Source organism: Sporomusa intestinalis (genome assembly GCF_055383785.1).
Genome location: NZ_AP042390.1, coordinates 1,746,741 through 1,760,869 on the forward strand (window position 1 = coordinate 1,746,741; position 14,129 = coordinate 1,760,869).

Genomic DNA, 14,129 nt, shown 5'->3' on the forward strand with positions numbered 1-14,129 from the left:
TATAATATGGAGGAGAAACATGATGCAGCAAGACAGGTTATATGACGTGTGGTGGCAAAACCGCGCTGAAGGGGAGCAGCAGATGGAGGAGCGGCATCAGCGGGGCTGGCGGGAGGTTATTCAGCTTATTCAGGAACAGGACCTTTCGCAAATGACGGTGCTTGATTTCGGCTGCAACCAGGGAGGTTTTTTACGGCACCTGTATCAGGCCAGGCCTTTTAAAGAGGGTTTTGGCATTGATCTGGCCCAGGCGTCGATAGAGGTTGCCAATGCCCGCAAAGGGGATCTGCCGCTGACCTATGTGGCCACAACCACCCCGGAGCAGTTTGCCGGCAGATTCGAGCTGGTCATCAGCCAGGCAGTTATTTATTTGATCAAGGACCTGAAAACGCACGCCTGGAAGGTTAAGCAGCTATTAAAGCCAGGCGGGGTTTATTATGCTACCTACACCGACTTAAACGCCAATTCCAGCCGCGAACATTTTACCAAATGGATCAACGGCAACAGCCTGGTGGAGTCAAATGCCCATACGCTGGATTTTATTGCCGAAACCTTTGCCGCCGAAGGCTTCGGGGTGGAGCTTCAGCGGCGGCGGCCCCAGGGATTTATTGATATTTCCCGGGACGAGGATGGCTTTTTGAGTATTGCCGACAGGATGAAGGCAACTTATGAACAGGCGTACATATTCCGGTTTGTGCTGGCGGGGAAATAAGGGTACCTATGAATATATCCTTAGTTCTGGGGGATGTCTGGGCGATGTGGAAAATAGCGCTGCCGGCCATGTTTTTAGGCTGTTATTGCGGTATTGTCCTGAGAACCGGCAAGTTTTTCATCTTTTTCAGCAAAGCTCTGCGCCCCATGACAGCCCTGGGCAGATTGCCGGCGGCCCTGGGACCGTTTTTTATCCTGTGCCTCTTAAACAGGTATGCGGCGAATGCGATGTTAGCCGACTTCGGCCGCAGCGGTGCTGTCAGCAAAACAACGCTCCTGGCCGTGTATTTAATGGGGTCGCTGCCGACAGGCATTTATTTTACTATCTTCTATTTTACCCCGCCGCTGGTGGCCGGTCTGGGGTGGGACCTGGGACTGTCATTTATTGCAATCAATATCGGGATGAGCACCCTTGTGACCATTATCGGCTTTGTATGGAACCGGCTCATGTATAAAGCCGGGCCGGCAGGCCGGCTGCGGGAACTGCCGGCAGACAGCCGGCCCCGGGCAGATAAGACCGATCTAATTGCGGCCGGAAAAAAAGCCTGGCAGCAGTTTGGGGACATTGCCGTAGTATTTATGCCGGTTACCCTGGCTTTTACCTTTATCATCCATACGGAATTCACCCGGGAGGCCATTGCCGGCCTTGATTCCTTTTTACGCTGGTTTAACCTTACGGCCGCCGGGGTATTGGTTATTATTGCCGGTATTCCAACTCTGATTGCGGCCATCGGCGTCGCCGCCACGCTGCTGCAAAGCGGCGCCCTGGCGCCGCAGGAGATTATCTTTGTCCTGCTGCTGGCATCCTTTTTTCATAATATTTATGATGGCCTCTCCCGGGTTCTGCCTGCCAATCTTGCGGTATTTGGCGCCAGGCAGGGCCTGACTGTCACCGCCGTAGGCACCGGCCTTTATCTGCTGATTGTGGCCGCCGGGGCGGCTATCGCCTTATATTTGCGCACTGTATAAAATTGGGGGTAGTAACAGCGATAGCGATAGCATAGCGCCGTGCGGGCAAACAAAAAAGACTGCCGGAAAGCAGTCGGCGGAGTGCTGCAGCATTCCCGGTCCCTCAGCCTCAATTAATGGCAACCGGCGCCTGGTATTGGACATATTGAAATTGTCAGTAGCTGGATGCTGATTGAAACCATGAAGGTATTGTCTTGAAAGCAGACTTTATTTTTTGTGGTTTTTTTTCTGCCTTTTGAATATTAAAGTTGGGGTGAAGCCTGATGTTGTTCTTTTTAAGGATGTTTACTCTGCTGCAGGGGGTTTACCGGCATGTTGCCGGCAAAACACTTTTGGGAATTAGTATTACGGCTCTGTATGTAGCCCAGGCGTTTGCTGTAGCCAAGGGCCTTAACAGCGTTTTTATCAACAACAGCCTCCAGGGACTGGGGGCCATCCTGTTATTCATTGGGGCCATGGTGGCCTTGCGCGGCGTTTTGCACTGGCTTGATGAAATTTACGCTAAAAAAATCGCCTTTCTCGTCAAGAGCAGACTGAGAGAGCGGTTGTTTGAACATATACTGCACCTGGGGCCGGCTTATCAGGAACGTTACCGGAGCGGCGGCCTGCAGGCAGTGCTTACCGAAGGCGTAGAGTCGCTGGAGCCGTTTCTGACTTCCTATATCCCGCAATTGCTGATTGCCTTGTTCGGTTCCGGCCTGATTGCCATATATATCTGGCATTTGGACTGGCTGGTAGGGGCAGTGGCCTTAAGCGGGGTGGTGATTGCTGCTTTTTTCCCGCTGCTGATGAGCCCGCTGGTCGGGAAGATCCTGCTTGATTACTGGCGTTCTTACGCCAGGCTGAATGCCCAGTATATTGACGCGATGCAGGGGCTGCCGACCCTAAAGGTGTTTAATGCCAGCCAGCGCAAAGGGCTGGAGCTGGATGAGGAAGGCTGGCGGCATTATCATCATTCGATGAAAGGCTTGGGGACCGCTTTGTCTGACACGGCAATGGTAAAATGGGCCGGCGCCGCCGGCACAACCCTGGCTGCGGGCCTGGGGGCCTGGCGGGTGGCTGACGGTGTGCTGCCGCTGGCCGATTTATTTGTTATTCTGTTTTTAGCAATCGAGTGTTTCCGGCCGCTCAACGACCTGGTTATGTTCTGGCACCGCAGCTTCCTGGGGCTGGCGGCCGGCCGGGAGATTTTCGCCGTGCTGGACTCAGCCGCAACGGTGGACGACCGGCCGGCTGCCGCCGGCAATTATGTATCGGCCCAGCCGGCGGTAGAGTTTGAAAACATTTCTTTTGCCTATGAAACAGGCAAAAGACCGGCACTGAAAAATGTTTCCTTCCGGATCAATCCGGGTGAAACTGTCGCTGTGGTTGGCAAGTCCGGTTCCGGTAAATCGACGCTGGTTAATCTGCTGCTGCGCTTTTACGAGCCCCGGCAGGGCCGCATTTTGCTTGATGGCCGGGATGTCAGGGACTATTCACCGGCAGAACTGCGCCGGCAGATCGCGGTCGTTTTTCAGGATACCTATCTGTTCTACGGGACGGTGGCTGACAATCTGCGGATTGCCAAGCCGGAGGCGACGGAAGCGGAGCTTGTCCGGGCCGCCGAACTAGCTCAGGCCCATCGTTTTATCACCGAACTGCCGGCAGGATATCAGACCCATATCGGTGAGCGGGGGTTACGGCTCTCCGGCGGGCAGAAGCAGCGGCTGTCGCTGGCCCGGGCGATCCTGAAAGACGCGCCGGTCCTGGTACTTGATGAAGCAACTTCGAATGTGGATGGGGTGAGTGAGGACCTGATCCAGCAGGCCCTGGAAGGGGTGACAAAGCTGAGGACCACACTGATAATTGCTCACCGGCTGTCGACGATCCAGGGGGCTGACCGGATCGTGGTGCTTGATGACTGTGAGGTGAAAGAAACAGGCACTCATCAGCAATTACTGTCAGCAGGAGAATTTTATGCGCAACTGGTGAGAGCCCAGCGTGCCTAAGGAGGGATTGGCGTTGTCCAGAATACTGAATAAATTACATCTGACAGGCTGCATCAGGCTGATACCGTATTTACGCCCCTATCGCCTGGGCCTGGCGGTCACCGTGCTATGCGGGATATCCCATCATCTGCTGGCCATTGCCGGGTCCTCCCTGGCTGCTTATATGGTAGGCCTGGCCGCCGCCGGCCGGGGCACAGCGGAAATTGTCAAGCTGCTGCCGCCCCTGGCGGTTGTGGTTACCCTGCGGGTCGTTATGCACTTTGCCGATATATGGGTAGCCCATGCTGTCGCTTTCAAAATATTAAAGGATTTCCGCGGCCAGCTGTACCGGGCAGTGGAAAGGGTAACCCCCGCTTACTTGCTGAATATGCGTTCCGGCGATCTGGCTTCCACCCTGATGTCTGACACGGAGGTGCTGGAATGGTTTTTTGCCCATACGGCCGGTACGTTTTTAGTGGCGGTAGTGGCAGCCACCGTAACCCTGGCGGCTATGGGCTGGATTCACTGGCTGCTGCCGCTGGCGGTTATTCCCTGGATGCTCTTATTGTTCAGTGTGCCGCTGTGGCTGCGAAAAAAGGCCGACAGGCAGGGGCAGGACGTCCGGGCCAGAATGTCCGGGATTACGGCTGAGACGGTTGATGGCGTACAGGGGCTGCGGGAGATTGTCGCTTATAATTTTGCCGGCGGTTTTTTGCAAAGATTAAGACGCCAGTCTGAAGGCCTGGACCGCAGTCTGATGGTTTATGGGCAAAGGCTGGGGCTGGAAGGGGCTTTGCTTAACACCTTTACGGCGCTGGCTCTCATAGCGATGCTTGGCACCGCCGCTTATCTGATTGTATCAGGCCGGATGGCTTTTTACTGGCTGCCGGTGACGGTTATTATGGCTGCCAATATCTTTGTCCCCGTCCTGGAAATCACCGGCATGGGCAGGAATTTCGGGCTGATTCTGGCGGCGGCCAACCGGGTATTTGCCGTTTTAGAGGCCAGGGAAACGGTGCAGTTTATCAATGACGGCAGTAACGCCGGTATTGCGGCAGCCGACATTCAGTTTGAACGGGTCTCCTTTACATACGGCCGTGATCTGCCCTATGTTCTGGACGGGGTGAATTTCTCAGTGGCCGACGGCGAATCGGTGGCGCTTATCGGCCAATCAGGCGCCGGTAAAACAACCTGTCTTAATCTCTTACAACGGTTTTGGGATGTACAGCAGGGACGGATTACAGTTGGCGGGAGAGACCTGAGAGATTTATCGGTTGACGATTTGCGCGGCCTGATTACGATTGTGCCCCAGGATGTCTACTTATTTAACACCAGTATTTTAGAGAATATTAGACTCGGCCGGCCTGATGCTCCCTTAGAAGCGGTTTATGATGCCGCCCGGGCTGCTCATATCCATGAGTTTATCGCCGGCCTGCCGGACGGCTATGACACCAATGTCGGTGAACGGGGGCTGCGGATGTCCGGCGGCCAGAAGCAGCGGGTGGCGATTGCCCGTGCCTTGCTGACAAATGCCCCGATTCTGATTATGGATGAGGCGCTAGCCAGCCTGGATACTGAAAATGAGCGGCTGCTGCAGGAATCAATCAAAAATCTGCGCCGGGGCCGGACGACCCTGATTGTGGCTCACCGTTTGTCGACCTTCCGGGAAGCGGATAAGCTTGTAGTGCTTGACCAGGGGAAGGTTGTGCAAACAGGATCGCATGCAGTCCTTAGCCAACAACCGGGCTTTTATCGCGATTTTGTTTCCTCCCAGGTTGCGGCCGGTTAACCCCAGCGGTAAGAATAGGGAAGAAGGGTGTTTCACTCTGCATCAACTGGATATGGCCGCCTGCTATGCCGATGAAATCGTCGTTTTAGCTGAGGGGGAGGTGTATGCAGCCGGCCAACCGGCAGCAGTGCTGACGCCGGACATGCTTGGGACTGTCTATCAGGTACAGGCCGTTGTTCATCAGGCCAGTGGCGGTGTTCCTTATGTAATGGCAATGAACTCGATAAAATGATACCGACAAAACACTCCATGAACAAGCCGTTTACTTGCCGTTAACCTATCTGAGCAATAGTGCGGTTATTATAAAAACCTGACCGGGGTAACATCTCCCGGGTGCGGGAGGATGATCTTTGGGCTCATATAGACTAAAGATATTACATAGTAAAGCTCCTGTTCAACTGAACCAATAGTTTTTCCGTATCCCGGCTGCGGATGTAATCCCAGCCAATCCAGGTTAATGACGCTGCTGCCGGCAATTTGTACTCTGCCTGCGGATGAAGGGAGGGGAACCAGGCACCGGCACAAATACGGCCCAGCTCAGGTCCGGACAAATAGGCCAGTAAATCGACCAGTTCGGCCGCCTTTGCTGTTTTTACCAGATATGACAGCGGGGTTAGCGGCGTGCCATCCCGCGGCCAGATGATGCTGGCATCAACTGAAGGCGGGAGAGTATTGGCAAAGAAGCAGGGCATTATATAGATCGGCGGCCGGCCGGGCTGATTGCCGGCCATGGTTTTGATCATTTGCGAGGGATGCATGCCGGTCCGGACTGACCGGCTTAAGGCGGCAATACCGGCATCGCCATATTGTTTATAAATGTTCAGCAATACGATATCATCGAAATCACCGCTGGCGCCGTTCAAAACGATCAGCTGTTCATATTCGGGCTGTAACAGATCGGCCCAGGCAGCCGGCACCGGCAGGCTGCCCAGCTGTTTATGATCAACGACCACTACGACGGGGTTGACGGCAATTACCTGATACCAGCCCTGCGGATCAGGCAGGCCCAGGCCGTTCAGCATAGCGTGCACAGGCTGGAGCTGTAAAGCGGTATACAAGCCGGTGTCGATGAACCGGCTGGCAAAATGTTTGTTAAACAGATTGTAGTCAGTGGTCAGGATCAAATCGGGGGCGGCATCAATGTCCCGGACCTGGCGGAGATAATCAGCGAAAGCAAGGATATCGTTACTGCATGACCAGATATAGTAATTTAGCCGCAGATTTTTTTCTGACTGCAGTAGCTGCAGCCGGTCACGCAAGGCATACGCAAGCGGTAGGTGCAGGGCACAGGGCAGCTGGGCCACGAAATTAAAGAGCCCCGGCTTATTCATTCCCACCGGGGACAGCCGCCGATGGTATGCCGTCTCTTCAATCCTGTCAGCCAGCAAGCGGGTAAAGGTGGCCTTATTTATTTTTTTAAGCTGCAGCAATGTCCGCAGCCGTAAGATAGCCCCGGTTCCATTGCTTATAGCGTCGCTGGTAAAAATATTGAACCCGCTGAAAATGTCCCCTGTTTCAGGATATTGACTGACAATTTCCTGGACAGTACAGTCAAGCAGATTGGTCTTTGTCACCCTGTTTCCCTCCCGCGCCCGGCAAAAATTCAGTTTGTTACTATTATCATAACATATCTGCAGCCAACCGTAAGGCCAGTGCATAGCAACACTAATTTTTTCAAAAAAGATAAAGCAAATAATAGGATAAATTAGGATAATTAAAGAATATATGTAGTAATAAACAGGAGGTGAATTTGCATGAGTCGTCGATTCTATGTCCGGTTGCTTATCGGTGTAGCCGGGAGTCTGATTTGCTTTTCCTTAATCATGCCCGGGGCAATGGCCCAAACCAGGACATTGTCCAAAGATACCAAACTTCATCCCCAGGGCTGGAGTGTTGGTGATTTCATCAAATTTAAAAAAAATACTGTGGTTAGTATGAATGAAATGGGAGAAGTGGTCTCCGGGACGCTTGATAAGGATACCTTGCTGCCACCGCGGGGCTGGGACCGGGTGATTAACGATTATTACGCGACAACCGTTCACGCCGATATCAGCCCGTATTTTCACCGGTTTTACTACCGGCCGTTTATTGGCCGGGACTATAAGGTGGTTATTCCCGGTTATGGTCATTTGCTGTATAAAGGCGGTACTGTTGTCACTTTTAGCGAGCAGGGGGACATTATTTCCGGGACAATTGCCGATAAGGCAACCATTCGCTTAATCGCCGGCAAATATGGCTTTGTAACCTTTAAAAGCGATACGGTTCTGACTTTTTTTGCTTCCGGTGCCGTCCAGTCCGGTGTTTTGGATGAGGACACCCATCTACGGCCTGTTGGCTGGAAAAAGCGGGTTACCGGTGACGATACGGCCGGTTATATTAAATTCAGCAAGGACAAAACCATTACTTTTAATGAAGCGGGCGAGGTAGTTGCCGGAACCATAAAAGAGGCGGTGACTCTGCCGTCTGCCAGGGGGACGGATCAGGAATTTCCTGCCGGTTCGCTGGTCGAGTTTGATGATCTGGGGGCAAGCGCCAGCCGTGATAAATATGAGCAAAGCATGTCAAATAACTAAAATAAGGGACAGTTCCGGGGGGCGATACCCCGGAACTGTCCCTTATTTATATGAAGAGGAGGATACGCTGCGTTAGTCAACAGCTATGACTTTAAAGCCATAAGTCTCAATGGCCCGGGCCAGCTCCCGTTCGGTATATTTGTGGTGGTTGAAGGACAGGGACAGAACATTATCGGTAACCGTTACAGCACTGACTGTTTCCATTGCTTCCAGGGATTGTTTCACCTGATTCAGATCACCGGCACTGTCAAGGGTAAATTTAGCGTTAACCTGACACATGATTTAGCACCTCCTTTAATAAATTACAGAAAAAATAAAACCATGAAAAAGCTGGTCATTCTTGACCAATCCCTTCATGGTTGCGAAAACAGTAGAATTAATTCCCTTACTGATCCTGAAGTTGTGGCCTTCATTGCCACCTGTACTCAGTATAAACCATAGCGGCCGGAAATACAATACGATTTACGAAAAGAAAGATAATTTTTTCACTATTTACAAAAAGGTGACACCATTGTACAATATTAAGGAATAAGGAGTTTGAAAACTCCAGCAAATTATGATATTTACCGCTAAAAATATAAAAACGATAATTTGGCATGAAGCCGTTGCGGACGTGAAGTCCCCTTTGGTTTTTATGCCTTTTTTTATCCTGATAGAAAGTTATAACTTTCCCTGGATAAGGGCAACATCGGCTTCCGCTTTCGCCAAAGGCTCGGCGCAAGCCGTGTTTTCTTTATGAAAAAAACTGAAAGGCTGTCAGATTTCTGGAATGAGGATGTTTTGCGGAAACAAGTGGAAAAAGGAGAGAGAGATAACTATGTCAGAAACGACAAAAGCGCTTAAAAAATGGAAAAGGATTGCAGCCGTACTCATTGCCTGTATGCTCCTGGTGAGCCTGGTGGCCGGCTGCGGATCTAAGTCAGGCCAGGCGCCGGCTACAGAGAAGGTTCTGAATTTTTCCTGGGCGAAGGATATTGGCGCCTTAAATCCCCACATGTATAATCCCAATCAGATGTTTGCCCAGGCTTTGGTATATGAATCTCTGGTTCAGTACAGCGACACAGGCAAGATTGTTCCCTGGCTGGCCGCAAGCTGGACCATATCGCCTGATGGCAAAGAGTACATATTTACACTGCGCAAGGATGTAAAATTCTCAGACGGCTCCGCTTTTAACGCGGCCGCTGTCAAGAAAAATTTTGATGCCGTACTGGCGAACGGCAAGCGGCATGACTGGCTGGCCTTTATCCGGCAAATCAAAGAAACCCAGGTCATTGACGACTATACATTCAAGCTGGTGCTTAAAGATGCGTACTATCCTGTACTGCAGGAACTGGCGCTGATCCGGCCGCTCCGCTTCCTGGCCCCGGCCGCTTTTCCTGACAGCGGCAATACCGGGGAGGGGATTAAAAAGCCGGTGGGAACAGGCCCCTGGGTGCTGAGTGAGTATAAACAGGGCGAAGTGGCCGTATTTGTCCGTAATGAACATTACTGGGGCCCTAAACCCAAGGTGGATAAACTGGTAATAAAAATAATTCCTGACAGTGAGTCCCGGGTGGTTGCCTTTGAAAAGCAAGAGCTAAACCTGCTTTATGGCAATGGCAGTATTAGTCTGGATGCCTTTAAGCAGCTCCAGGCTACCGGCAAATATGAAACCAAGCTGTCAGAACCACTGGCTACCCGGGTGCTGGCAATCAACTCCAATAAAGGGGCAACGAAAGAGCTCAAGGTCCGGCAGGCTTTGCAGCATGCAGTCAATAAAGATGCTTTTGTCAAAGGGGTTCTGTTCGGGACTGAACATAAGGCCGATACCCTGCTGGCCACAAATTTCCCCTACTGCAATCTGGGTTTAACGCCTTATGAATACAGTGAAGACAAAGCCCGGTCCCTGCTGGATGAAGCCGGCTGGAAGGTGATTCCCGGCAAGGAATTCCGGGAGAAGGACGGCCAAACGCTGGAACTGGAATTTTGTTATGAAAGTACGAATGCCATCCAAAAATCGGTGGGCGAGGTTTTGCAGGGCGACCTGAAAAAGGTCGGGATCAAGGTCAAGCTCACCGGTGAGGAGCAGGGGTCGATTGATCAGCGCCAAAAAGACGGCAACTTTAATATCATTTACGGCGATACCTGGGGCGCCCCTTATGACCCTCATTCCCTGGTAGGCTCGATGCGGGAGCCGGCCCATGCCGACTATCAGGCCCAACTCGGCCTGCCAATGAAAGCCGAGCTTGATAAGATGGCGTCCGCCGTATTAGTCAGCACCGATGAACCCAAGCGGCAGGAGCTATACAGGCAGATATTTACTACCCTCCATGAGCAGGCCGTATATCTGCCGCTGTCCTATCTGGCAAATTTGGCGGTATATCCTAAGAACCTGAGCGGAGTTACCTTTATGGGCAGTCAATATGAAATTCCTTTCGGAACGATTGATATTCAGTAATTTATGGGGGAATTGAGGTGGCAGTATGTTGGCTTATGTTGTCAAACGCCTGCTTAGCCTGATCCCTGTACTGGTAGGTATCTCCATGATTACCTTTCTCATACTGCGCCTCACGCCGGGAGACCCGGCGGAGGCGTATCTGAGACTTTCCCAGATACCGCCGACAGAGGCAGCCGTAGCGGCAGTCAGGGAGGAACTTGGCCTTGACCGCCCGCTCCTTGTCCAGTATGGGGATTGGCTGGTAAAGGCACTCACGCTTGATTTTGGCAAATCCTATGCCACCCACCGGCCGGTGTGGGATGAAATGATGTTTCTGCTGCCGGCGACAGCTCAACTGGCCGGGGTATCGCTGATTTTTACGCTGGTTCTCAGCATACCAATGGGTATTTTTTCTGCCTTGTATAAAGATGGCTGGTTTGATAATTTTTGCCGGTTTATCGCCTTTACCAGTGCCGCTATGCCTAATTTCTGGCTTGGTTTTATGCTAATGTATTTCTTTGCCCTTAAGCTTGATCTGTTGCCCACACTGGGGCGGTGGTCGTGGGCGCATTTTATTCTGCCGGCCCTAACGCTTTCCTTTAGTTATATTGCCACCTATATCAGGCTGCTGAGAACCAGTATGCTGGAAAACCTGGATCAGCCGTTTGTGTTGTATGCCAGGGCCAGGGGCTTGCAGGAAAGCCTGGTTATAGGCCGGCATGTCCTGAAAAATGCGATGCTGCCGCTTGTTACCGCTCTGGGGATGAGTATCGGCCATCTGCTGTCAGGCTCGGTGATTGTCGAAAGTGTATTTTCCTGGCCGGGTATTGGCCGGTTTTGTGTATCTGCTATTTTAAACAGGGACTATCCGGTGGTCCAGTGCTTTGTCCTGATGATGGCCGGTGTTTTTGTTATTGCGAACCTGTTTGTTGATATTGCCTACGCGTGGCTTGACCCGCGGATCCGCCTGAAAGGGGAGTCCTCATGAGGCTGGAGAGTACCTTGACAGGACTGGCGCTGCTGATTATTCTGCTAACTGTGTTCATGGCGATTTTCGCACCGGTCATAGCGCCTCATGATCCGAATGATGTTGCTTTGGAAAGAAAATTGATGCTGCCTGATCATAGTTATCTGTTAGGGACCGATCATTTAGGCCGCTGTATTTTATCCCGCCTCATTTACGGGGCCCGGGTTTCTCTGGGAGCGGCGTTTGCCGTGATGTCCGCGACTTTGGCCATCAGCACCGTGGTGGGAGCCGTGTCCGGTTATGCCGGCGGCAGGGTTGATGCTGTTATCATGCGGATATGTGATGTGTTTTTGGCATTTCCCAGTCTTATTCTGGCTTTGGCTTTAGTCGGTGTGATGGGGCCGGGCTTGCCCAATGTCGTGCTGGCGCTGGCTCTTTCCCAGTGGGCCTGGTATGCCAGAATGATCCGGGGCATGGTGCTTAGCCTGAAAGAAAGGAACTACGTTCTGGCTGCCAGGGTGGCCGGGACGCCACGGCCCACCATTATTGCCAGGCATATTTTGCCGAATATCCTGCCGCAGATTGCGGTGTTGGCCACTCTGGATGTAGGGTGGGTTATCCTGCATATTGCCGGCATGTCATTTTTAGGGTTAGGGATTCAGCCGCCCACACCGGAGTGGGGGGCGATGATTAACGACGGGCGTCAGTTTTTACGGGGCTATCCCTGGCTGATGGCTTATCCCGGTCTGATGATTCTCAGTGTGGTTATGGCTTTTAATCTCCTGGGTGATGCTTTGCGGGACATGAGTGATCCGATGATCAAGAAAACGTAGAATCAGGCCGGGGCTGATGCCGGTTGCATGCTTTACAGGGTAAAAAAGATAGGAAAGGACGGTAACGCGTATGGGAAAGCAGCCGCTGCTGACAGTAGAAGGTTTGCAGGTGGTTATTAAACGCCAGGATAAAACTGTGCCTGTCGTGCACCAGCTCAGTCTGCAAATCGAGCCGGGAGAGATTTTTGGGCTGGTGGGCGAAAGCGGCTGTGGTAAAACACTGACCTGTCTGTCCATATTAAACCTCCTGCCTGCCGGTATTGTCCGGACCGGCGGGCTGATTCAACTGGCCGGGAAAAGCCTTAACGGTCTGACCGCAGCCCAATGGCGGCAGCTCCGGGGGAACCGGATTGCGTTGATTATGCAGAATCCGATGAGTGCTTTTGATGCCATCCGCACGATTGGCGATCATTTTATCGAAACACTGCTGGCTCATGGGAAAACCGACCGCCGGGCAGCCACAGCAACGGCGATTGAATATCTGACAAAAGTGGGCCTGCCGGAGCCGGGGCTGCTGCTGCGGCAATACCCTTTCGAACTGAGCGGCGGTATGCTGCAGCGGGTAATTATCGCTATTGCCCTGGCTCAGCAGCCGGATCTCATTATTGCTGATGAACCGACTACTGCTTTGGATGCTACCTCTCAGGTCCAGATTCTTGATCTTTTGGCGGCAGTGAGGCGGGAATTTGGCACAAGTATGCTGTTGATCTCGCATGATCTTGGTGTCATTGCCCGGCTGGCGGATTCGGTAGCTGTAATGTATCGCGGCCAGATTGTTGAACAAGCCGCAGTCGCCGAACTGTTTGACCAGCCTCTTCATCCTTATACCCAGTCGCTGCTGAACGCCCGCCACAGTATTGGGCTGCCCCGCCGCCAACGCCTGTCCTTCCTGACGGCAGATGAGACCGGCTGTTCGCCTGCCGGCTGCGGGTTTTCCGGACGCTGTCCGCGGGTTAGTCCTGCCTGCCGTGCCTCACTTCCCGGGAAAGTGGCGGCTAATGCCGGCGGCCACTGGGTACGCTGCCTGGATATAGGCGCAGCCCAGATGGGGGTTGGCTGATGGCTGTTAGCGCGCCCTTGCTTGAAGTACGGGGAGTCAGCAAGCACTTTCACGGCGGCGGCATCTTCAAGCAGGGGCGCAGGGTGCAGGCGAATAAAGAAATCAGCCTTTCACTGGCGGCCGGGGAGTGCCTTGGCCTTGTTGGTGAAAGCGGTTCGGGCAAGAGTACTCTGGGCCGTATTATTCTCGGTATTGAGAAGCCCGAAAGCGGGACGGTGTTCTTTCAGGGCGTTAATTTGTATGGGCCGGACAAAGCCGCCATCAGGGCGGTGCGGCGGGACCTGCAGGTCGTGTTTCAGGACTGCTTTAGCTCGGTCAATCCGCGCCGCACCGCCGGGGAGAGCATTGCTGAACCGCTGCAAAATTTCGCCTGCCCCGGAGCCCGGGCTGTGCTCCTGGCCGTGGGGGAATTACTAGAGCTTGTGGGGCTTACCGCCGGGGACGCCGCCAAGTACCCCCATCAGTTCAGCGGCGGCCAGCTGCAGCGGGTATGTATTGCCAGGGCTATTTCCCTGCGGCCTAAGCTGATTGTTCTGGATGAGGCGGTCAGCAGCCTGGACGTACTGGTGCAAGCCCAGATTCTTGATTTACTGTCTGATTTGCGGGCAGAACTGGGGATGTCCTATGTATTCATTTCCCATGACCTGGCGGCGGTAGCCCATCTGTCCGACCGGCTGGCTGTGATGTGTGCCGGTGAGATTGTGGAAAGGCTGGACAATATGGAAAATCTCAACTGTCTTACCCATCCGGTGTCCCAGGCACTGTTAGCAGCTATACTGCCTGCCCGGCCTCTGAACAGGGATACTCGCAAACCGTACTGATATATAGTAAATTAACACGAAAC

The 14,129-nt window shown here is 52.8% G+C and carries 13 protein-coding genes; 11 read left to right on the forward strand and 2 right to left on the reverse strand.

The genetic code is table 11. The features are described 5' to 3' along the window. Positions 1–19 precede the first annotated feature (19 nt). The 5 genes from ACZ481_RS07870 to ACZ481_RS07890 all read left to right on the forward strand — a co-directional run bounded on the left by ACZ481_RS07870 (position 20) and on the right by ACZ481_RS07890 (position 5,668). Entirely contained in the window at positions 20–712 is a 693-nt protein-coding gene (locus tag ACZ481_RS07870) for a class I SAM-dependent methyltransferase (protein WP_464769600.1), read from the forward strand. 8 nt (positions 713–720) lie between these two features. After that, a complete protein-coding gene (locus tag ACZ481_RS07875; RefSeq protein ID WP_464769601.1) occupies positions 721–1,680 on the forward strand; it encodes a hypothetical protein in 960 nt (319 codons plus the stop codon). 281 nt (positions 1,681–1,961) lie between these two features. After that, on the forward strand, positions 1,962–3,668 hold the full coding sequence (locus tag ACZ481_RS07880; protein ID WP_464769602.1) for an ABC transporter ATP-binding protein: 1,707 nt from the start codon (positions 1,962–1,964) through the stop codon (positions 3,666–3,668). A 13-nt stretch (positions 3,669–3,681) separates the two neighbouring features. Beyond that, entirely contained in the window at positions 3,682–5,436 is a 1,755-nt protein-coding gene (locus ACZ481_RS07885) for an ABC transporter ATP-binding protein (protein WP_464769603.1), read from the forward strand. Between the two features lie 52 nt (positions 5,437–5,488). Further along, positions 5,489–5,668 carry a hypothetical protein gene (locus ACZ481_RS07890; protein ID WP_464769604.1) on the forward strand — a complete coding sequence of 60 codons (180 nt, stop codon included), beginning with the start codon at positions 5,489–5,491 and terminating at the stop codon, positions 5,666–5,668. 142 nt (positions 5,669–5,810) lie between these two features. On the opposite strand, the gene ACZ481_RS07895 is transcribed toward ACZ481_RS07890, so the two are convergent. Continuing rightward, positions 5,811–7,010, reverse strand: coding sequence for an ABC transporter substrate-binding protein (locus ACZ481_RS07895; protein WP_464769605.1), 1,200 nt, complete (start codon positions 7,008–7,010; stop codon positions 5,811–5,813). Positions 7,011–7,190: 180 nt separating this feature from the next. Between ACZ481_RS07895 and ACZ481_RS07900 the strand changes: the two genes are divergently transcribed. Next, the gene (locus tag ACZ481_RS07900; protein WP_464769606.1) at positions 7,191–8,009 is read left to right on the forward strand and encodes a hypothetical protein; all 819 of its coding nucleotides are present in this window, start codon (positions 7,191–7,193) and stop codon (positions 8,007–8,009) included. A 72-nt stretch (positions 8,010–8,081) separates the two neighbouring features. Here the strand turns inward: ACZ481_RS07900 and ACZ481_RS07905 are convergent, their stop codons facing one another. Further along, entirely contained in the window at positions 8,082–8,288 is a 207-nt protein-coding gene (locus tag ACZ481_RS07905) for a hypothetical protein (protein ID WP_464769607.1), read from the reverse strand. Positions 8,289–8,826: 538 nt separating this feature from the next. Here ACZ481_RS07905 and nikA point away from each other — a divergent pair. From nikA to ACZ481_RS07930, 5 genes are all read left to right on the forward strand, one after another. Next, complete coding sequence (gene nikA, locus ACZ481_RS07910; protein WP_464769608.1) at positions 8,827–10,446, forward strand: nickel ABC transporter substrate-binding protein; 1,620 nt, start codon at positions 8,827–8,829, stop codon at positions 10,444–10,446. 25 nt (positions 10,447–10,471) lie between these two features. Beyond that, positions 10,472–11,413, forward strand: a complete 942-nt coding sequence (gene nikB / locus ACZ481_RS07915) for a nickel ABC transporter permease subunit NikB (protein WP_464769609.1) — start codon at positions 10,472–10,474, stop codon at positions 11,411–11,413. Next, complete coding sequence (gene nikC, locus ACZ481_RS07920) at positions 11,410–12,225, forward strand: nickel ABC transporter permease subunit NikC (protein WP_464769610.1); 816 nt, start codon at positions 11,410–11,412, stop codon at positions 12,223–12,225. The genes nikB and nikC overlap by 4 nt, the downstream gene beginning before the upstream one ends. Positions 12,226–12,295: 70 nt before the next feature. Continuing rightward, on the forward strand, positions 12,296–13,285 hold the full coding sequence (locus ACZ481_RS07925; RefSeq protein ID WP_464769611.1) for an ABC transporter ATP-binding protein: 990 nt from the start codon (positions 12,296–12,298) through the stop codon (positions 13,283–13,285). Continuing rightward, positions 13,285–14,106 carry an ATP-binding cassette domain-containing protein gene (locus tag ACZ481_RS07930; RefSeq protein WP_464769612.1) on the forward strand — a complete coding sequence of 274 codons (822 nt, stop codon included), beginning with the start codon at positions 13,285–13,287 and terminating at the stop codon, positions 14,104–14,106. The genes ACZ481_RS07925 and ACZ481_RS07930 overlap by 1 nt, the downstream gene beginning before the upstream one ends. The last annotated feature ends 23 nt before the right edge of the window (positions 14,107–14,129 follow it).

Coding starts and splice junctions, on each gene's coding strand:
- nikA (WP_464769608.1), top strand. CDS start 8,827: ATGTCAGAAACGACAAAAGCGCTTAAAAAATGGAAAAGGATTGCAGCC.
- ACZ481_RS07925 (WP_464769611.1), top strand. CDS start 12,296: ATGGGAAAGCAGCCGCTGCTGACAGTAGAAGGTTTGCAGGTGGTTATT.
- ACZ481_RS07905 (WP_464769607.1), bottom strand. CDS start 8,288: ATGTGTCAGGTTAACGCTAAATTTACCCTTGACAGTGCCGGTGATCTG.
- ACZ481_RS07870 (WP_464769600.1), top strand. CDS start 20: ATGATGCAGCAAGACAGGTTATATGACGTGTGGTGGCAAAACCGCGCT.
- ACZ481_RS07875 (WP_464769601.1), top strand. CDS start 721: ATGAATATATCCTTAGTTCTGGGGGATGTCTGGGCGATGTGGAAAATA.
- ACZ481_RS07880 (WP_464769602.1), top strand. CDS start 1,962: ATGTTTACTCTGCTGCAGGGGGTTTACCGGCATGTTGCCGGCAAAACA.
- nikC (WP_464769610.1), top strand. CDS start 11,410: ATGAGGCTGGAGAGTACCTTGACAGGACTGGCGCTGCTGATTATTCTG.
- nikB (WP_464769609.1), top strand. CDS start 10,472: ATGTTGGCTTATGTTGTCAAACGCCTGCTTAGCCTGATCCCTGTACTG.
- ACZ481_RS07900 (WP_464769606.1), top strand. CDS start 7,191: ATGAGTCGTCGATTCTATGTCCGGTTGCTTATCGGTGTAGCCGGGAGT.
- ACZ481_RS07930 (WP_464769612.1), top strand. CDS start 13,285: ATGGCTGTTAGCGCGCCCTTGCTTGAAGTACGGGGAGTCAGCAAGCAC.
- ACZ481_RS07890 (WP_464769604.1), top strand. CDS start 5,489: ATGGCCGCCTGCTATGCCGATGAAATCGTCGTTTTAGCTGAGGGGGAG.